The organism is Enteractinococcus helveticum (assembly GCF_001657475.1).
GTDB classification, from domain to species: Bacteria; Actinomycetota; Actinomycetes; order Actinomycetales; family Micrococcaceae; genus Yaniella; species Yaniella helvetica.
Genome location: NZ_LXEY01000016.1, coordinates 158398 through 176870, shown reverse-complemented (window position 1 = coordinate 176870; position 18473 = coordinate 158398). Strand labels below are relative to the sequence as shown.

18 protein-coding genes are annotated in these 18473 nt (G+C 54.3%); 11 read left to right on the top strand and 7 right to left on the bottom strand.

Going from position 1 to position 18473, the window contains the following annotated elements; translation table 11 throughout:
* On the top strand, nt 1–188 hold a 188-nt coding region (locus tag A6F49_RS18405; protein WP_043055397.1), incomplete at its 5' end, for a hypothetical protein.
* 219 nt (nt 189–407) lie between these two features.
* Here the strand turns inward: A6F49_RS18405 and A6F49_RS06355 are convergent.
* On the bottom strand, nt 408–1805 hold the full coding sequence (locus A6F49_RS06355) for an aminomethyltransferase family protein (protein ID WP_043055398.1): 1398 nt from the start codon (nt 1803–1805) through the stop codon (nt 408–410).
* 123 nt (nt 1806–1928) lie between these two features.
* Between A6F49_RS06355 and A6F49_RS06350 the strand changes: the two genes are divergently transcribed.
* Both A6F49_RS06350 and A6F49_RS06345 read left to right on the top strand, forming a co-directional pair.
* Nucleotides 1929–2861, top strand: a complete 933-nt coding sequence (locus A6F49_RS06350; protein ID WP_082911632.1) for a LysR family transcriptional regulator — start codon at nt 1929–1931, stop codon at nt 2859–2861.
* Between the two features lie 291 nt (nt 2862–3152).
* Nucleotides 3153–4091: an ABC transporter substrate-binding protein gene (locus A6F49_RS06345; protein WP_043055400.1), complete on the top strand. Its 939-nt coding sequence runs from the start codon at nt 3153–3155 to the stop codon at nt 4089–4091.
* Nucleotides 4092–4142: 51 nt separating this feature from the next.
* Here the strand turns inward: A6F49_RS06345 and A6F49_RS06340 are convergent, their stop codons facing one another.
* The 3 genes from A6F49_RS06340 to A6F49_RS06330 all read right to left on the bottom strand — a co-directional run bounded on the left by A6F49_RS06340 (nt 4143) and on the right by A6F49_RS06330 (nt 7507).
* Nucleotides 4143–5090, bottom strand: coding sequence for a LysR family transcriptional regulator (locus tag A6F49_RS06340; RefSeq protein WP_043055401.1), 948 nt, complete (start codon nt 5088–5090; stop codon nt 4143–4145).
* 519 nt (nt 5091–5609) lie between these two features.
* The gene (locus tag A6F49_RS06335; RefSeq protein ID WP_043055402.1) at nt 5610–6608 is read right to left on the bottom strand and encodes an ABC transporter substrate-binding protein; all 999 of its coding nucleotides are present in this window, start codon (nt 6606–6608) and stop codon (nt 5610–5612) included.
* A gap of 557 nt (nt 6609–7165) precedes the next feature.
* Nucleotides 7166–7507: a hypothetical protein gene (locus A6F49_RS06330; protein ID WP_150119410.1), complete on the bottom strand. Its 342-nt coding sequence runs from the start codon at nt 7505–7507 to the stop codon at nt 7166–7168.
* Between the two features lie 12 nt (nt 7508–7519).
* Here A6F49_RS06330 and A6F49_RS06325 point away from each other — a divergent pair, with 12 nt between their 5' ends.
* Nucleotides 7520–9079, top strand: a complete 1560-nt coding sequence (locus A6F49_RS06325) for an acyl-CoA synthetase (RefSeq protein WP_043055404.1) — start codon at nt 7520–7522, stop codon at nt 9077–9079.
* Between the two features lie 59 nt (nt 9080–9138).
* Here A6F49_RS06325 and A6F49_RS06320 read toward each other — a convergent pair whose 3' ends face one another.
* Nucleotides 9139–9603: a MarR family winged helix-turn-helix transcriptional regulator gene (locus A6F49_RS06320; RefSeq protein ID WP_043055411.1), complete on the bottom strand. Its 465-nt coding sequence runs from the start codon at nt 9601–9603 to the stop codon at nt 9139–9141.
* Nucleotides 9604–9734: 131 nt separating this feature from the next.
* On the opposite strand from A6F49_RS06320, the gene A6F49_RS06315 reads away from it, so the two are divergent.
* The 5 genes from A6F49_RS06315 to A6F49_RS18830 all read left to right on the top strand — a co-directional run bounded on the left by A6F49_RS06315 (nt 9735) and on the right by A6F49_RS18830 (nt 14129).
* Nucleotides 9735–10658: an SDR family NAD(P)-dependent oxidoreductase gene (locus tag A6F49_RS06315; protein ID WP_043055405.1), complete on the top strand. Its 924-nt coding sequence runs from the start codon at nt 9735–9737 to the stop codon at nt 10656–10658.
* 9 nt (nt 10659–10667) lie between these two features.
* Nucleotides 10668–11570 (top strand): amidohydrolase family protein, encoded by a 903-nt coding sequence (locus A6F49_RS06310; RefSeq protein WP_043055412.1) that lies wholly within the window; start codon nt 10668–10670, stop codon nt 11568–11570.
* Nucleotides 11567–12745, top strand: coding sequence for an acyl-CoA dehydrogenase family protein (locus A6F49_RS06305; protein ID WP_043055406.1), 1179 nt, complete (start codon nt 11567–11569; stop codon nt 12743–12745). Before A6F49_RS06310 ends, A6F49_RS06305 begins: the two co-directional genes overlap by 4 nt.
* A 35-nt stretch (nt 12746–12780) precedes the next feature.
* Complete coding sequence (locus tag A6F49_RS06300; RefSeq protein ID WP_043055407.1) at nt 12781–13251, top strand: MaoC family dehydratase; 471 nt, start codon at nt 12781–12783, stop codon at nt 13249–13251.
* 464 nt (nt 13252–13715) lie between these two features.
* Nucleotides 13716–14129 (top strand): MarR family winged helix-turn-helix transcriptional regulator, encoded by a 414-nt coding sequence (locus A6F49_RS18830; protein WP_161485783.1) that lies wholly within the window; start codon nt 13716–13718, stop codon nt 14127–14129.
* Nucleotides 14130–14147: 18 nt separating this feature from the next.
* Here A6F49_RS18830 and A6F49_RS06290 read toward each other — a convergent pair whose 3' ends face one another.
* Nucleotides 14148–14927: an IclR family transcriptional regulator gene (locus A6F49_RS06290; RefSeq protein ID WP_052499926.1), complete on the bottom strand. Its 780-nt coding sequence runs from the start codon at nt 14925–14927 to the stop codon at nt 14148–14150.
* Nucleotides 14928–15105: 178 nt separating this feature from the next.
* Between A6F49_RS06290 and A6F49_RS06285 the strand changes: the two genes are divergently transcribed.
* Nucleotides 15106–15930 carry a 3-ketoacyl-ACP reductase gene (locus A6F49_RS06285; RefSeq protein WP_043055414.1) on the top strand — a complete coding sequence of 275 codons (825 nt, stop codon included), beginning with the start codon at nt 15106–15108 and terminating at the stop codon, nt 15928–15930.
* A gap of 51 nt (nt 15931–15981) precedes the next feature.
* Nucleotides 15982–16740 carry an SDR family NAD(P)-dependent oxidoreductase gene (locus A6F49_RS06280; protein ID WP_150119409.1) on the top strand — a complete coding sequence of 253 codons (759 nt, stop codon included), beginning with the start codon at nt 15982–15984 and terminating at the stop codon, nt 16738–16740.
* A 225-nt stretch (nt 16741–16965) separates the two neighbouring features.
* Here A6F49_RS06280 and A6F49_RS06275 read toward each other — a convergent pair whose 3' ends face one another.
* The gene (locus A6F49_RS06275) at nt 16966–18462 is read right to left on the bottom strand and encodes an aldehyde dehydrogenase family protein (RefSeq protein WP_082911628.1); all 1497 of its coding nucleotides are present in this window, start codon (nt 18460–18462) and stop codon (nt 16966–16968) included.
* Between the last annotated feature and the right edge of the window lie 11 nt (nt 18463–18473).

The window sequence follows — 18473 nt, the reverse complement described above, 5'->3', positions numbered from 1 at the left end:
GGGCATGTCGAGGTCTTTCTTTAGATGTGTTGTTTGAGCACTTCCATCTTCGGAAGACCTCGACTTTTTTATGCCTTCAACACACCCCGGTCACCAAACCGATCTACACCCAAAATTCCGAAGAGCCTACAAACGGCGAACTGGTGGATGCGTTTTCCGGCGCACCTGTCGGTCGCGACCGGGTTTAATGCAGTGTGCCTGGGGTTCTTGTCAATAAACCAAGGCATACGTAGGGGGTGTGGAGAGACAGCTTAAATTGCACAAATAGGGACACCGTCAGAAGCTGCGTCATTACGGAAGTAACTCAAGAGCCAATGGTGACTATTGAACCGGCGTGAGATTCAGAGCAAAACATGGGCCTGACTTTGGAGGTATACATCAGGCCCGTGCGGAGCGATTGCGCCGAACTAAAAGCTCTTGCGGTAGGACTCACGTGCAAAGCGAGAATATGGAGCTGGCTGGACTGTTGCTCGGATGGTGATCTGTCGGTGCGGTTCAACGGCGGGCTTGGTCGAGTTTGGCGCCTCGCCCCAAATGAGCTCGACTTTGGTGCCGGGCACGGCAAGATCTGCGTCGATGCTGGCCAACGACACGAAAGCTTGTTCATTGGTTAGGTAGCCGGCGTCATGCGAGATGCCAACCAGCTTTCCATCGCGTTCTACGCGGTCCACTTGGTACAGACCGTAGCGGGCCTTCGGGAAGTTGACGTATTTCGCTGGGGTGCCAGCTTCATACAGTGAGCGCTGTACTGCAGCAAGATCTTCTGAACTCCATTCCAGCGATACCTTGGTGCGATGCTGCTGTTCCGACATGGCTTTTAGGGAGTCTTTGCCGATGAAATCATGATCCCAATCGATCAGACGACCATAGCCGATTTCAAATACCGTGCTGTAGTAGTCCTCAATGTTGTCAGACTGGTAGCTTCCAGCAATGGAGCCCATTCGGGAGGCAGGCAGCCACTGCAGGTAGTCTTCCATTTCCTGACCGGTGAAGATGGCCGGGGTGGGGGAGGGAACCCATGCGGATTCTAGATTGGCGGTCGAGTATGCCAGCGAACCGACCAGTTGCAGGTCGAAGTCTTTGCCAGCTTCCAGTAAGGCATTGCGGATCAGGTCGTAGTCTTCCCATGGGCCCCAGAATTCAAAACCGGGTTGCCCAGCCATGCCGTGGCGAATCGCACGAATGCGGCGACCTTCGATTTCGAATTCGAGCATGCCAAAGAATTTGGTTTTCGCAATTGGAATGGAGCTGACTTTTTCCATGAGCAGTTCAGCATTTGGTCCCTGGACTTCAAAGCGGTACTGCAGGGGGTCGCCGTCACGGACAGCTGAGTTTGCATCGCGCTCAAAGGTCACATCGTAGTTGCCGGTTTCGCCATGGTACTGAACCCAGTCAATGACCATGTGCCAGCCGATCAGATCAAATAGGCCGTCTTCCAAATACACCAGAATGGCATCGCCAATGAGGTAACCCTCGTGGTTGACGGCGACGAACTGTTTGGCCATGTTGGGTTTGAAATTCGAGAAGTTGTTGATGCCAAGATCGCTGAGCAGTTTCAGTGCATCGGGGCCCTGGATGAATAGGTCGGTCATGTGGTGGGACTGATCTAGCAGGGCAACAGCTTCCCGCCAGGCGAGCTGTTCCGAACGCCAGTTGGTAAATTCTGGCTGCACCGGAAAGACAGTCGGTGCAGCCTGGGCGTTGCGAAGGGCTGAGGTGACTCCTCCGGCTGATGCGATAACTTCAGCCGCTGACTGTGATGTTGCACTTGCTGATGCGATGGTTCCTGCACTGGACTGTGACATATTGATCCTCCGAGTATCATGCGTTTCCAGGCCAGCGAATATCGAATGGCCACTGGAATGATCGTAAGTTACAGCCAGACAATCTATGATTAGAGTCACTAATATCATGTTGCTTGATTGCTTATGAGGCTGACAGTGGATCTAAATTTGGTGCGCGTCTTCGTTGCTATCTACGAAATGAAGAGTTTGACGGCCGCAGCCGAACGCCTTTTCGTGACGCAGTCTGCCGTGAGCCAATCACTAGCCAAACTGCGCGCCAGCCTTCAAGATGAACTATTCATCAGAAGGAGAGGAACGATGGCTGTGACATCGTTCGCGAATGACACCTACCCGCAATTTCGTGAAGCACTGACTGCTATCGAGCGGGTTACTAGTCGAATAGAACCGTTCGATCCCGGGACAACAACTCGAACTTTTCGCATCGCCTTGTCTGAGCTGGGCGAGGTCGGGTGGCTGGCAAATATCGTGTTCGAGGTGCGAAATCTTGCTCCACAAGCCCATATTGAAGTGCTGCGCCTAGAAACCGAGCAGGTAGCCCAACAGCTTAGACGAGGCGAAGTGGACATCGCAATTGCGCCGATCGGAATCCCCGGCGATCTCGAACGAACTCTGGTTAAGACGCAGGCCTACCGGCTGATTATGTCGGTTGAACACCCGCTGGCATCCGATGAGGTAACTACCGCACGGTTGCTACAACTGCCAAGAGTCGCTGTGCCATCTGACTCCGGTTCGGATCAATTGGAATCCATCCAGCGCGGTTCGTCTACATATCGAAGACCTGCAGTCGTTGCTCAACACTTCGCAAGTATTCCGCCGATACTTCGAGCACAACCGGATCTTGTTGCCATCGTCCCGGAGTCAATCGGGGCAGGATGGGCGAAAACATGGCCACTCGTCGTGAAACCGCTCCCGTTTGACATGGCATCCTTGGAATTATCGGTCTATCGACGTTCTACAACCCACGATCAAGAAATACTTGACTGGTTATCGCAAATAGTGCTTCGAGCTATAGTGGCTCTACCGGAGCATTTTGAGACGATCACCGGCGGCGAATAATTGCTGTTGTAGCTCTACAGAATCTGTCGTCCGAGTGAGCCGCTGGGTCACCCTTATAGCGAAGTGATCATAGACGCCCTGGCGGTATACCCGGTAGTTTAGCAGCTGTCAGTCTCTAAACGACCGTGTTCTTTTATAAGGCGGTTGTGCAAATTTCGTCCGATAGTTCTCCCGTGAAGTGACATATAAGGATCATTCATGCGGAAAACTGACATTTCGTCTTCAATAAATCAATCACCATTTTCTCGGCGGAGCCTCTTGCTCGGTGGCCTCGGACTAGGAGCCGTGGGAATGCTCGCAGCCTGCGGGTCAGATACTGCGTCTTCCAACGGAGCAGGCGATGCTGGTTCTGCCGCTATAACGAGTCTGACCGCTGGTGTTTTGCCCATCGTTGATGTCGCTGCAATATACATTGCGTCGACCCAAGGCATATTCCAGGAGCACGGTCTCGATATTGACATGACGTTGGCACAAGGCGGTGCAGCGGTAGTCCCCGGAGTTATTGCGGGTGATTTTATGTTTGGCTTCTCCAACGTGACCTCGTTACTCATTGCGCGTTCACGCGGCTTGAATCTGAAAACCGTAGCCCCAGGGTCCGGATCGAATGGGCAGGTCGGAGGCGATTACTTTGGCGTCTTCGTGGCAGGAGAGAGCGATATCAATGAGGGAGCTGACCTCAGTAATCGCACGATTGCGGTGAATACGGTACAAAACATCAATGACTCTGCGATCAAGGCCGCTTTAGAGGATGCCGGGGGCGATCCAGACTCTGTCACCTTCGTCGAAGTTGGCTTCCCCGATATGCCAGCAGCATTAGAAAACGGCCAGGTTGATGCAATTGCCGTCGCAGAACCGTTCCTGACCCAAGTTATTGATAACGGTGGACGCGATGTGTTGTCAGCCTATGCGAAACCTATCGATGATCTAACCGTCTCTGCCTATTTCACAAGCGAAGATCTCTGGAATGAAAACCCAGATACCGTTACGGCGTTTCAAGAGGCAATGGCTCAGGCACAACGGATTGCGCGAGAGGACGAGCAGGCAGTCCGAGAAGTCTTGCCTACGTATACGGGAATCGAACCAGAACTCGCCCAACGGATCATCTTGCCGAATTTTCCAGAAAAAATTAATGTCGAATCAACACAAGTGCTTGCCGACCTTGCTATTGAAGGAGGCTTCTTGGAAGGGGAGCTGAACCTTTCTGATTTGCTTGGTGACAGATCATTCTAACGTTGGCAGTACCGACCCGAAGATTGTAAGCGGGGTTGATGCGCCGAGGTATCAACCCCGCCCTCTGCTGCGTGCGTTATGCTCATGTGCGCCTATGGACTCGAACAACGTCGGGTAGACGAGTGTTGATTTCGTTACGACATCGTAGAACCACTTCAAACCGGAAGCATCGTGTGTCTGAGTCCGCATGTAAACAAATAAGCGGAACGCTTCCATCGCGAATGGCAGCTGGTGAACCACGATAGGAAATTTCTTGGCCCAGCCGTGGGCCATTGAGGTGGGGATGACTGCCAGTAACGTCGGATGTTGTTCGAGCAGTGGCATGAGAGTGGCATAGCGCTGGATGATGATGCGAGGAGTCGAAAAAATCCCGGCTCGTTTTTCAGCCTCAGGGAGCACTTCGAGACTTGAATCCCCCGCAAGCAGCACGCGCGACGCCTGGGCATACTTTGAGACTGTGAATTCGTCGTTCGCCAGGGCATGTCTATGCGACATCACGATGGAGAATGTCTGTTCTTTGATTGCTGTTCGTTCAAAATGATTCGACAATACTTGAGAAGAAATTGCCACGTCGACATAGCCGCTCTGCAGCCATTGCTCGGTTCTTTCTGGCTCAAGCGCCACCGAATGTATCTGAACTTGAGGCGCTGTACGAGAAATCTCGGATACAAAATTCGGAAACCAGCCGATTTCGCCCAATTCCGACAGCGCGATACGAAAAGTTCGAGCCGAAGTAGCTGGGTCAAAGCTCTTGATAGTTCCCACGGCGGTATCCACGCCTATTAAGGCATCCCGAAACGCCGGATACAATTTGGCGGCTACAGTTGTTGGAAGCATTGATGTGCCTTCACGCTGGAACAGCCCATCGTCTAAAGCCTGGCGTAAGCGGGCTAGCTGCTGACTCACCGCAGAAGGGGTGACGTGAAGTCGTCGAGCTGCTTCGGTTACTGTCCGACTTTCGAAAACTGCGACGAAAACCCGAATCAAATTGAGATCCATACTCGCCACCTGTTTTAGTTCAAGAAACGTTGCTGTTAGGAATTCTAAATCTTATGCCCGGACAAGCGGTCTATCGTGACATATGTCATATGAGTTGATGTGCCGAAGGAGGCCTGGACCGAAGTTTCTTAGACAATACGGATAGGTGACCAGCAGCGCACGGTCGCTGCACGCTGGAAAGTAGTCATTGCTTTGGGCTCAACTTTTCTGCTGTAGCCAGGGGGTTGCTATCTCTTAACTTATTCAACCGACTCCATATTCTCGTTGATTCGGGAGCGCTGTCGGATGCTAGACAAATCTTCAGTTGGAGGCTGACAACGGTTGAATAAGGCCGGCAAATCCATGCCCTCATGGCAGTTTCTTGCAGTAGGGAAGCTGGACCTTTAGCTATCTTTAGACTTTTGACCACCGTACTTACGAGACGGATGACCTGAAGTTGATAGTGAGGCGCGTGAGGCCTGCTTACCTGTTGGTGAGCAGGCCTCACGCGACTCAGATCATCATCTCGTTGAGGGAGAACTAGTTATCGTCGGCAGTGGTTATCAGTGCATCCAGATCTGCGGGTTGGTCCAAGAAACCGTATTCAACGGCCATCTCATTTAGTTCGTGTAGCGAAGTGGGATTCATCTCCGCAGTAATGTATTCCAGATTCAAGGATTCAACGAGCTCAACTTCCATGTCGCTAAAGTCTGAGATTGCTTGGACGTATTCGGTCTCATCTGACATCGCAAGTTCTGCCGCCTCGGCAATCGAGTCGGTGAAGGCTTTCGCGAGGTCAGGGTTCTCGGTGGCGAAGTCTCGGGAACTAAACGTCACCATGGAGTTGAGATCGTCGATGGCTCGAAGCGGATCCCCCAACATTCTTGTGCCATCGGTGTTGAGAGCCATCGTCAAGAACGGTTCCGGAACCCACATGGCATCAATGTTGCCTTGTTCAAGCTGTGCCAGCTGGTCGGGGAAAGCGATCTCGTTGAACTCGACCTGGGCGGAATCGCCGCCGTCGTCATCCACCAGAGCCAAGGTGGTCAGGTGCCCTTGGGTTTGCAGAGTGTTTGTGGCGACGCGTTTGCCTTCAAGGTCACTCCATGTTTCAATGCCAGAGTCTTCCTGGACAATGATTGCGGATGGTGCGAACTCTTCCGGGTCTGTGGGATGTTCATAGCTCAGGGAATAACCCGACAGGATGCTCATTTCCAGGCCCTGAGATTCTGCGGTTAGCAGTGACAAGGGATTGCCCACGGCAAACTCCATGGAACCACTTGAAACTGCTGGCAGGAGCGCAGCGCCTCCTTGGCCAAATTCAAGGCTGACATCTAGTCCGTGCTTCTCAAAAATTCCTTCATCGATCGCTAGCTGAACCGTCGTCGAAGTTGCGATCTGCAATACCCCAACAGTGACTGGCGTAAGCCCATCCGCGCCATCTGCGCTGACATTGCTATCTGCTGATGTCGTCGTGCACGATGTCAGTGCTAGACAGAGCGCCGCTACACTCGCGATGCTGGCAGTCTTTTTGATCATGAGGTTCTCCTTGAGGGTGAGGAAGTAGGATTGTTTGTTGCTGGTTATTTTCAATCCATGGAGTGAATACATAGGAAGATCCGGGGCCGCTCACGCGCTAGAGCTAGGTACTCGTAATGATTCAACGTATTAACTGAAATAAAGTTCTTCGCTTCGGTGTGGATCAGTAAGCCCATACGAAATGCTATGACATGAGTCACATGTGATGAGGTGATTTTTCCAATGATTGGAAATGACATTTGAGCCTCGTGGAGAGTTGGCTCCAGCGTGGTGACTGACGTAACAACCCTTGGTGAGTTGCGAAGTGGTGTGTTGTAATTTCTAGGCTTCAGGGCAGGTACATGACAGCCCTCAGGTATTGCAGAGTCGAATTTGAGGATATCAAGGAAGCGAATCTGTAGGTCACTGAACCTGCAGAAGCTGCGGCCGACCTGAAGGGTGTGGCGGTTCAAGGGTCCACAGACTCCAAGGCGGATCGCGGGATTTGGCGACCGTGTGAGCGACGAGTTCTTGCAGATCAAGGTCGATGGCGATCAAGCGTTCTTCCAAGCATCCGGTCACATATTGCTGCGTGTGTAAGCCGAAAATCCCGGCACGATCGTCGACTGGGGGTTCATCGACTCTTTAGCCGAAGGCTTCGGTGACTGGCTGAGCAGGTTATCCTGGCGCGCATGGTCGAAACCATCTTCGGTCCAGACCATCTTGTGGGGTGGAAAGCTATGGCGGATGGCTGCGATATTATTCGCGACCACTGTTACTGGGTCATTCCCGGCACTGAGTAGTGTTTGGCGCTGAGGTGACCAAGTCCCCTTACTATGAGTCATTTTTACAATCGTTGCGAATGCCAATAGTTTCAGGCAGAATGTAAGCAGTATGATGGCGCTCACATAAGAATTCACACAAGGAGTGAGATGACAAACCACGGAATTGGCGACTGGATTGAACGACGTCGGGTCAAATCTGCCGGTCGACTTGCGGTGACCGCAGGCGATCTGGAACTTACGTACGGGGAATTCGGTGACCGCATTAATCGTCTGGCCAATGCTCTGACCGACCGCGGAGTGCAGCAGGGTGAGCGGGTGGCGTACCTGGGCGAAAACTCCGTGGAATTTCTGGAAACTCTCTTTGCTCTAGGCAGTATTGGTGCGGTATTCGTTCCTCTCAATACACGACTGGCCGGCCCAGAGGTCACGTTCCACCTCGAGGATTCCGGTTCCAAGACGCTCATCGCATCCCATACTATGGAGCCGCTTGCCGTGGCTGGCGTCGAAGGCACGGATATTGAGCGCGTGATTTTCGTAAACGACGGCGAACGTGTTCCCGCTGAAAACGGTCGGCTGCAGCTGTCGTCACAACAGTATGACGACGTCATTGCCAGCGCAAATGCGGAGCGTCCACGTGTCAACGTGGCTCTGGAAGACCTGGCCATCATCTTGTATACCTCAGGTACGACCGGCAATCCCAAGGGTGCAATGCTTAGCCACAGCAACCTGACCTGGAACGCCATCAACGTTATCTCGGATATGCCAATCACCAACGATGAGGTCGCACTGATGATCTCACCGATGTTCCATGTCGCTGCCCTGGGGATGGGTGTCCTGCCGACCTTCCTGAAAGGTGGGCAGGTCATTCTCGAACCACGATTCGAACCCGGTCGGGCCCTGGAATTGGTTGAGCGCCACAAGGCTACCTTTATTTCAGGTGTGCCGACTACCTACCAGATGATTGCCGAGCATCCTGCCTGGGATACGACCGATATTTCCTCGTTGAAAAACCTCACCTGTGGTGGCTCTGCTGTGCCGTTGCGCATTTTGGAGGCCTATGAGGATCGTGGTCTGAGTTTTACCATGGGGTACGGCATGACGGAAACCTCGCCGGGAGCGACGACGTTGCCGGCGCGCTATTCTTGCGAAAAGATGGGCTCGGCTGGTCTGCCGCAAATGCACACGCATATTCGTGTCGCAGACTTTGATGGCAATGTGCTTCCCGCACGAGAGGTCGGCGAAGTACAGATCCAGGGACCGAACGTCATTAAGGGGTACTGGAACCGAGAGGAAGCCAATAGAAGCTCCTTTATTACCGATGACTCAGGCACCTGGTTCCGCTCCGGCGATATGGGATACCTGGACGAAGATGGGTTCTTATTCATCTCGGATCGTCTCAAGGACATGATCATTTCGGGTGGAGAAAACATTTACCCGGCACAGATTGAACAAGAGCTCGCTCAACTCGAATCCATTGCCGCTGCAGCAGTGTTCGGGGTGCCCGATGAGAAATGGGGCGAAGTCGGACGGGCTGCGATCATGGTTCGAGAGGGGCATGAGATTACAGAGCAAGAAGTCTTGTCGTATCTTGATGGCCGACTGGCCCGTTACAAGATTCCGAAGTCTGTGGTGTTTGTTGAGGATATGCCGCGCACCGCATCCGGTAAGGTCCGTAAGCCGCAACTGAGGGAAATGTACGGCGACTAAGAGTTAAAAAATATTGGGGCGCAGCATACGCTGCGCCCCAATCATAGGGAAAATGGGTCTCACAGGGTGACTTTGGTCAACAGGGCACGCAGTTGATCGCGTTCTGAAGTCGTTAGGTTGGCTAAAACATGATCTTCAGCGGTCATGGTGATTGCTCGCGCCTGACGGTAGAGCTTCTCGCCCTCGGTGGTGGCCACGATATTCTTGGAACGACGATCCCGCCGGTCGGTTTCGCGTTTGACCAGGTTGCGGTCCTCTAGCGTGTCCACTAGGGCCACGATCTGCGAAGGGTCCAAGGCCACAAACGAAGACATTTCGCGCTGGGTGGGCTTTAATTCAGAGGCTGCCAGTGCCAGCACGGAGAACTGCCGAACATTGAGGTCGACTTCTTCGAGCAACTTATTGGCGTACGCGTTGCCCTTGGCGGCAAGGCGTGCTGTAAGGAATTGGATTTCTTTGGCCATCTCGGTATCCCGCAATGGCGACGGATCGAGCTCATTGGCTTCTAGTAGTTCGGCGTTCATGTGAAACATTTTCCCATCTATTATTGACATCTACAAGAATATCGGTTGAGATAGACAATAGGTGTTATTCACAATTATTTCTAGAGTCAACGGAATGTTGGTTCTAGGCCAACCAGAAGTGAGGACAAGCAATGTCACTGAACGGCAAAGTCGCAATCGTTACCGGATCCGGCGCTGGTCTTGGACTGGCTTACGCTCAAGAGCTCGCACGCCAGGGTGCCAAAGTTGTCATCAATGATGTCAACGAAGATGTCACAAAACAAGCAGTTGAATCCATTACTTCTGCAGGTGGCGCCGCCATTGGCGTGACCGCACCGGTTGGCTCCACTGAAACCGCTGAAAAACTCGTCAACGCTGCCGTCGAAGAATTCGGCACTCTCGACATTTTGGTGAACAATGCCGGCATTCTGCGTGACCGCAGCCTGCTAAAGATGTCCGACGATGACTTCGACGCCGTCATCAATGTTCACCTACGCGGCACCTTTACCTGTGTTCGTGCAGCGTTTGCTTACTTCAAAGAAAACGAAATCAAAGGTCGCATCGTGACCATTGGCTCGCCAACCGGTCAGCGCGGCAACTTCGGTCAGACCAACTACGCGGCAGCCAAAGCTGGCATCGTGGGTATGGTTCGCACCTGGGCCCTGGAAATGAAACGCGCCGGCGTGACCGTCAACGCAATCATCCCGGTTGCCGCTACTGCCATGACCGAAACTGTCCCATACTTCTCCGCTGCCATCGAAGCTGATAAAGCTGGCGAAGCAATGCCAGCATTCTTCCGCAAAGAACTGGGCTTTGGCACCGCAGCCGACGTGGCCGGTCTGATCGCCTTCCTGTCCTCTGACGAAGCTGCGAACATCACCGGTCAGGCCATCGGTGTCGGTGGCGACCGCCTGCAGGTTTGGGGCCACCCAGAACCAGTGGCCACTGAATTCCGCGAAGGCGGTTGGAGCTACGAAGCCATGCAGTCCGAAGGCCGTGAGCTTATCGAAAACAACCTCCAGGACGTCGGCGAAAAATTCCTGGAACTGCCCGCCGAACTGCAGCCAAAGGCCTAAGTGATATTTGTGGCAAAATACGAATCCAAGATTGACGTCTCCGCAATCTCCGCGGTCGATGTCCACGTCCATATTGAAATGGACGACCAGGGCCACAAGCCCATGCCAGAAGTCTTCTACGAAGCTTCCGCAAAATACTTCAAATCCGAAGACCGCACCCCGTCGATTGATAAGATCGCTGAAACCTACCGCGACCTGGGTATGGCCGCCGTCGTCTTTACCCTGGATGCTCGCACCCAGTTCGACGGTCACTTGCCAAACTCCATCGACGATGTGGTCGCCGGAGCACTGCGCAATAACGACGTGCTGCTGCCATTTGGCTCGGTCGATCCACGCAATGGTGAAGCCGCCATCGAAGAAGCCAAACGCCAAGCTCACGAGCTAGGTGTCCGCGGTTTCAAATTCCACCCTTCAGTGCAGGGTTTCGACCCTTCGGATCGCCAGTTTTACCCGCTGTGGGAGGCACTAGAAGAAATCGGCCTGCCGATCCTGTCACACACCGGCCAGAACGGTATGGGTGCAGGGCTGCCCGGAGGCGCTGGCATCAAGCTGGGGTACTCGAACCCGCTGCTGCTGGATGAAGTCGCCGCTGACTTCCCACACCTGCCCATCATCATGGCCCACCCATCGGTGCCCTGGCAGGACGAAGCCAACTCGATTGCCACCCATAAGGCCAATGTTTATATTGACCTGTCGGGCTGGTCGCCAAAGTACTTCCCAGAATCATTGGTCCGCCAATCCAATAACGTGCTGAAACACAAAGTACTGTTTGGTACCGACTACCCACTGATCCCACCGACCAAATGGCTGGCAGCATTCGAAGACCTGCCGATCAAGGATGAGGTCCGTCCGCTGATCCTGAAAGATAACGCGGTCAAACTCCTTGGACTCGACCAGGAGGCCAGCGCATGAGCCGCGAACCAATCTGGGATGTCTACGGTTTTTCGGACCGTCTCACCGACACTGAAAAAGCGGTGTTAGCAGAACTTCGCACCACCCTTGACGACAAGGTGCACCCGTACCTCAACGATGCGTGGAGTGAAGACCGCCTGCCAGAAGAGATCATCGAGCCGCTGGAGTCGCTGCGCCTGATGGATCCACCCGCGCTCAAAGCAGCCGGCGAGCCAGTCCGTGGCATTTTCGAAGCCATGCGAACCTTTGAACTCGCCCGGTGCGACATCAACGTCGTCACGTTCTTCAACGCACAAGCAGGCCTGTTCCGCACCGTCATCAATCAAGGCGGCGACGCTGATCAGGTTGCTGAACTTGATCCGAAGGTCACCAACTATGACCTGCTGGGCGTCTTCGCGCTGACCGAACCAGATAATGGTTCGGATGTGGCCCGCGGCCTGCAAACCACGGCAACCCAAAGTGCCGATGGTAGTTGGACCATCAACGGTGAAAAACGCTGGATCGGTGGCGCCTTCCGCGCCGACGTCATCTGCACATTTGCCCGCGACACCGCCGACAACCAAGTCAAGGCCTTCCTCGTGCCGCGTGAAGCCGCAGGGGTGACACTGGAGAAAATCGAGCGCAAAGCTTCACTGCGCATCATGCAGAACGCCCACATTACCTATGACGACGTCCAGGTGGACGACGACGCACGGTTGAAGAACATCAACTCGTTCAAAGATGTGGCCGCGTGCCTGCGCTTGATGCGTTCGGATGCATCATTTATTGCGGCTGGTGCCATGGCGGGCGCCTATGAGGCCGCCGTCCGCTACACGACCCAGCGCGAACAGTTCGGCAAACCGATTGCCGGGTTCCAGCTGATCCAAGAAAAACTGGCCACCATGCTCGCCAACGTGACCGCCTCGGTGGCCATGGCGCTGCAGCTAGTGGACCAGCAGGAAGCCGGCGTCTATAAAGACGAGAACTCGGCGATGGCCAAAATGTTCACCGCTACCAAACTGCGTGAAACCGTAGCCCTGGCCCGCGAAGTCTGCGGCGGTAACGGCATCACACTGGATACCGATGTGGCACGCTTCCACGCCGACGCCGAAGCTGTCTACTCCTATGAAGGCACCCACGAAATTAATGCACTCATCGTCGGTCGTTCAATCACCGGCGTCAGCGCATTTGTCTAACTCGACCGTTTACTACCTAAAGGAACTTGATCTCCATGACTGAAACTCAAGCACGCACTGTTGTCCCATTCGAAGAAGTTGCCAACCTGGCCGGTACGGACCTGGGCGTCACCGAATGGATGACCGTCACCCAGGACATGATCAACACGTTCGCCGATGCCACCAGCGACCACCAGTGGATCCACACCGATGTGGAACGCGCCAAAGAAGGCCCATTCGGTGCTCCGATCGCACACGGTTTCCTCACCTTGTCGCTGATCATCCTATTCTGGTCGGAACTATTTGACGTGACCGGCGTGACCACCAAGGTCAACTACGGGCTGGACAAAGTCCGTTTCACCAACCCGGTCAAAGCCGGCGCCCGTATCCGCATGAAGGCCGAAATCTCCGAGGTCCAGGAAGTTAAAGGCAACGGCCTGCACCTGGTGACCAACGGCGTCATTGAAATTGAAGGCGAAGAACGCCCAGCTGTCGTGGCAACATTCCTGTCACGCTTTTACGCGTAAGTACATCGAAGTAATATCAGCGACAGGCTGTGGAACGAGACCGTTCCCACAGCCTGTTGTTATTTAATTGGACTGTTCGCATTTGGGGTGTAGGTCGGGTTTTGGATTTGGGCGTATTGAAGGCATAAAAGTGTCGAGGTATTCCAATGATGGCACTGATGAAACTAGCTATCACAAAGAAAGTCCTCGACTTGTCACACCGTACTTTTCGACCCCTGACTTTGATATTTTTGCATGCTGGATGGCTACGGAGTTACCGCGACTGGGCAACGAATTAACCGTGATCAGACCGCGTTGGAATGTCCGGTGATTGCATCCGATAATTTCTGTCGCGCCTCTGGTAGCCAAACCAAGGTTCAGGGCAGGCTGGTATGGAAAGTCACTCATGTGCTGATTGGTTGGCGGCCCACCCATTGGCATGTGCGGTTACCTCGTTATCGGTGTGATGATTATTGGGCACGGGTGTGGCAACAAGATACCGCCAGTGTGGTGGAATCGGAGCCGAATCTGTCGCATGCTGTCGCGTTGTAACGGTACTCAAGGAGCATGATGCCCTGACGCAGGCTGCCTTGGCCAGGAGAGTGTTTATGTGTCCCCAGAGTATGCAGGGTATTCTGCGGAATCTGGAGATTAACGAGCTGATCGAGCGGAAGTCTCAGGCGGGTGATCGCCGTCAGTACGTGATTCTGATAACCGCGAAGGGTCCGGTGTTCATGCGGAGCCTGGAATCGCGGATCGCAACTTTTGACGCCTCGCTTGTGTTCCGAGCTGACCGAGCAAGAAGAGACGGTTCTTTGGGGGCGTACTGCGGCGAGTGCGTCTCAATGCCGAATCTTATGAGGAGCTGTCCGAGCTGTGAGGCCTCATCAGAAGTCTAGAATATCTGACGGGTGCGTTTACGGCTGATAAAAGTTGAGTCTCGCCTCGATGTCGTCAGACGCGCTGATGAGTCGCGCAGCCATGGCTTCTTCAAGTTCCAGATTAAAGCGGTTCACCGGGACGATAAAGCCCAGACCGCCAAGTACTCGGGAGTGGTCGGGCGAATATAAGGGCACTGCAACGGATACTGCCTCCGCATCTTTTTCTCCCCGCGATGTGTAGTAGCCGTGGGTGTGCAAGCGGTCCAGACTGCGGAGGATGTCATCCACAGATCTGGGCGTGGTGTCTGTGAATTGCGTGAGTTCGACTTCACGCATGAGAGCCCGGATCTGATCTGGTGTATCTTTCGCTAAGTGCACGACCGATGGTGCACCGGCGTGAATGGGCATGAGTTCGCCGACTGTATATCCCACGCGAACTAGCCGCTGAGAAGCTTCCACAGCGTCAATAACCGTGTGTGTGGAATTGCGTCGCCGCGTATAGGTCAGCGTCTCGTTGAACTCGGCCCGGAGCTGCGACATCCAGGCCGAGGCCAGGTCAAGTGTCTTATTGGTGCCGCTTCCCAGCCGGGCCAGCTCAAAAATCTTGTGACCAAGGCAGAACCCACCGGCGAGGTTTTGTTGGAGAAAGCCAAGATCAACCAAGGTGTCGATATATCGATACGCCGTAGAGCGCGATGCGCCTAGGTGGTTAGCGATTTCAATCGCGGTGAGCGATAGTCGTTCGGCTGAGATTAAATCCAGAATACCCAGGGCTTTGTCGACCGTGGTATTTCGACTGCGAACCGTTTCATTCATGTTTCTACCCCCGCACTGACACTAGCATGTGTCCTAAAAAATAGGGCATTGACGCTCGTAAAGTAGGACATAATACTTAAGGGGGAGAAGACTGCCACGCTCGTGCCGGGAGTGCTCAGGCCGAACGGGCAATCTAACCTCTGTAGACCGCACCAAAATAGCTCGAAAGTTGATGATCATGTCCATACCCGTTCCACAAGATGCCGCCGAACCGATCCGCCCAGTCGCGGTGGTGACCGGCGGGCGGCAAGGTTTGGGACGAGGTGCCGCCGTGCATCTAGCCCGCAAAGGATTCGATGTCGCGATTGCGGATCTACCTGCGCTTCAGGATGATGTGGCCATTGGCGAGCTGTTGGCGACCCTCCGCGAGACCGGCGCAAAAGCCGAGTATTACCAGCTCGACATCGCAGATCTTGGCGCACATGCGGCATTCGTTGATCAGGTCTGGGCTGATTTTGGCCGACTGGACTGCCTGCATAACAATGCAGGTATCGCAGCGCGTCCGCTCGTCGATGTTTTAGATTTAGAACCCGAGGCGTTTGATAGGGCCTCAGATATCAACTTGCGCGGCACTTTCTTCCTCAGCCAAGCGGTCGCGAAGAGCATGCTTGCGGATCCATCGCGCTTGACCGACGGTGTCTACCGTTCGATTCTGTTTGTCACGTCTATCGCAGCGGAGCTGGTCTCAACCGACCGCTCGCAATATTGCATTACCAAAACCGCAGTCTCTATGGCATCCGAGGTATTTGCCACACGGTTGGGTCCCGAAGGTATTCACGTGCACGAAATCCGTCCGGGATTCATGCGCACCGAGATGACGGCGTCTGCGAGCACCGCGCCCATCGACAAGAAGATGGAAGACGGCAGTGTCCCGCTGGGCCGTTGGGGGAGCACTGACGACGTCGGACAGGCCGTGGCGACCCTGGCTTCCGGGGCGCTGCCTTATATGACGGGACAACCGTTATGGATCGCCGGGGGACTCAACATCGCCCAGGCCACGTAAGCCAATATCTTCCCTCTTGCTATCCCTTGTGAACGAATCGGAGATTTTCCTGTGTTTGAAAACATGCAAGACCAAACGGCCATTGTGACCGGAGCCTGCGGTGGAATCGGTGCCGCCACGACTATGCGTCTCGTACGTTTGGGCGTGAATGTCGTAGCCCTCGATCTCAACGCTGAGCGCTTGGCCCAACTCGAGCAAGATGTCACGGAGGCAGGCGGCAACATCGCGGTGCTCGCTGGTGACGTCACCGACGAGCAGCTTGGACGTGCTGCCGTTGAGCTAGCCAAAGAACGCTTTGGTGACCTAGAGATTCTGGTCAATAATGCGGGCATGGGCAGTGCCATGGAACCCATTTGGGAGATTGACCTGGCAGACTGGCGTCGCGATATAGAAGTGAACTTGACGAGCTATTTCATGATGATCCAGGCTGCCGTGCCTCACATGGTTGAAGCCGGCTATGGCCGGATCGTCAATACGGCGTCTGCCGCAGGCATGGAAGGCCATGCGCTGGCCGGCGGATACGCTGCAGCGAAGGCCGGAGTTATTGCCATGACCAAGGTCCTGGGCAAAGAACTTGCCAAAGATGGCGTGATCGTCAACGCCATCGCTCCCGCACTGATCGGGTCTGGCATGTTGGACCAGCCGTGGTTTTCTGACGAGGTGAAGGAGAAGCTGCTGGGACGTATCCCGATGGGACGCGTGGGCGAACCGGAAGAGGCCGCTGAAATGATCGCCTTCCTGGCAAGTCCATCGGTCTCATTCAGCACGGGTGCAGTGTTTGACCTATCGGGTGGTCGGGCAACCTACTAACCTTCAGATTGCGGCACGGTCGGTGTCACCCTGATATGCGGCGGGGTGACACCGACCATGCCGCATTTACTCTCGAGACTAACATCAATCTGGTGGGAGCCCACCGACGGGAGCGCTCCTAGATAGGGCCATTCCCACTGCGCTAACAGCTAGGACTAGTGGTCCTTATAGGTTGATCGGCTGGCGAGTGTGCTCCTCGCCAGCCGATCAAGAAGGTGTCCGATACTAAAGGGACTTAGCGCCAATCCAATGGTCGGTAGTGAACGCCTCAATCGCCCAGTCTCCGTTGAAACGGCCGATACCGGAATTCTTCTCCCCACCAAACATCACGTGTGGTTCATCGTTGACGGTTATATCGTTAATATGCGTCATGCCGGCTTTGATTCCGCGAGCAAAGTTCATGCCGCGTTGCAAATCCTGGGTGAACACAGCGCTGGTAAGACCATACTGTGTGTTATTGGCCAGCCGCAGTGCGTCGGCCTCATCTTGTGCTTTTGTGATACCAACGACGGGGCCAAAGATCTCGTCTCGGAAGAGTTCCATCTCCTCGGTGACATCTGCAAAAACATGAGGTGGAATGACGCGTCCGCGTGGCTCAGCAGAGACAACCTCCCGGGCACCTTCCGCCCGAGCATTGTGGATCTTGTCCAGTATTGAGGTGACCTGTTGATCATTGATAATCGGTCCCACTAGGTTGTCAGGATTACGGGTGTCACCGCTTTGGACTTCCTTGACAGCTTGTGCGTATTTAGACACGAACTCATCGTAGATGCTCGCATCAACGATGATCCGGTTGATCGCCATGCAGATCTGGCCCTGGTGAAGGAATTTCCCCAGCACCGCCGCCTTGATGGCTTCGTCAAGGTCCGCGTCGTCGAGCACCACGAATGGTGCGTTGCCCCCGAGTTCAAGAGCAACTTGCTTCATGTGCGTCCCGCCGATGGCCTTCTCTCCGACGGCCTGACCAATCTCCGTTGACCCAGTGAAAGAAATCAGCGAGGGTATTTCGTGTTCGACAAAGTAGTCGCCAATTTCTGATCCGCTACCAACAACCACGTTGAGAAGTCCCTGGGGCAAGCCAGCCTGTTCAAACACATGCGCAAATAGCAGCCCTCCGGTGAGCGGAGTATCCGAAGCAGGCTTGAGCACCACTGCGTTGCCAAGCGCCAATGCTGGTGCAACTGAGCGCTGCGCTAGGACCATCGGGAAGTTCCATGGACTAATAACGCCAACGACTCCCAGCGGTTCACGGAATACGTAGTTCTGCTTCCTTGGGGTTCCAGACGGCATAATTTTGCCGTGGGTCCTAGTCGGGTAGGTGGCGGCTTCACGCGTGTGTGCGATTACTGCTCCTACTTCGATGCCCGCTTTGATTGCAGATGATCCTGATTCGGCGGAGAGCAGCTCCACGAGTTCGTCAAAATGCTCTTGCATGTAATCAGCTGCAGCTACCAAAACTGCTGCACGCTCTTGCGGTGCCTTGGCTGCCCAAGCAGATTGAGCAGCAGCTGCGGTGGTATAGGCGTCATCCACATCGGTAGTATTTGCCTGCTGAATTGCAGCCAATACGGTGTTGTCGAAGGGATTGATCGTCTGCAGAGTCTTCTTTGAACTCCCGTTCCTCCAGCCATCGACAAATATTTGTGTTGGGATCTTATCGATCATGGTGGGTGCGGTGCCGTTATTCGATATGGTTTGCGTCGTCGTTTCCGTAGTAGTCATGGATTCCTTAA

Coding starts and splice junctions, on each gene's coding strand:
- A6F49_RS06325 (WP_043055404.1), top strand. CDS start 7,520: ATGACAAACCACGGAATTGGCGACTGGATTGAACGACGTCGGGTCAAA.
- A6F49_RS06275 (WP_082911628.1), bottom strand. CDS start 18,462: ATGACTACTACGGAAACGACGACGCAAACCATATCGAATAACGGCACC.
- A6F49_RS06355 (WP_043055398.1), bottom strand. CDS start 1,805: ATGTCACAGTCCAGTGCAGGAACCATCGCATCAGCAAGTGCAACATCA.
- A6F49_RS06315 (WP_043055405.1), top strand. CDS start 9,735: ATGTCACTGAACGGCAAAGTCGCAATCGTTACCGGATCCGGCGCTGGT.
- A6F49_RS06305 (WP_043055406.1), top strand. CDS start 11,567: ATGAGCCGCGAACCAATCTGGGATGTCTACGGTTTTTCGGACCGTCTC.
- A6F49_RS06340 (WP_043055401.1), bottom strand. CDS start 5,090: ATGGATCTCAATTTGATTCGGGTTTTCGTCGCAGTTTTCGAAAGTCGG.
- A6F49_RS06290 (WP_052499926.1), bottom strand. CDS start 14,927: ATGAATGAAACGGTTCGCAGTCGAAATACCACGGTCGACAAAGCCCTG.
- A6F49_RS06345 (WP_043055400.1), top strand. CDS start 3,153: ATGCTCGCAGCCTGCGGGTCAGATACTGCGTCTTCCAACGGAGCAGGC.
- A6F49_RS06285 (WP_043055414.1), top strand. CDS start 15,106: ATGTCCATACCCGTTCCACAAGATGCCGCCGAACCGATCCGCCCAGTC.
- A6F49_RS06300 (WP_043055407.1), top strand. CDS start 12,781: ATGACTGAAACTCAAGCACGCACTGTTGTCCCATTCGAAGAAGTTGCC.
- A6F49_RS06320 (WP_043055411.1), bottom strand. CDS start 9,603: ATGAACGCCGAACTACTAGAAGCCAATGAGCTCGATCCGTCGCCATTG.
- A6F49_RS06335 (WP_043055402.1), bottom strand. CDS start 6,608: ATGATCAAAAAGACTGCCAGCATCGCGAGTGTAGCGGCGCTCTGTCTA.
- A6F49_RS06350 (WP_082911632.1), top strand. CDS start 1,929: ATGAGGCTGACAGTGGATCTAAATTTGGTGCGCGTCTTCGTTGCTATC.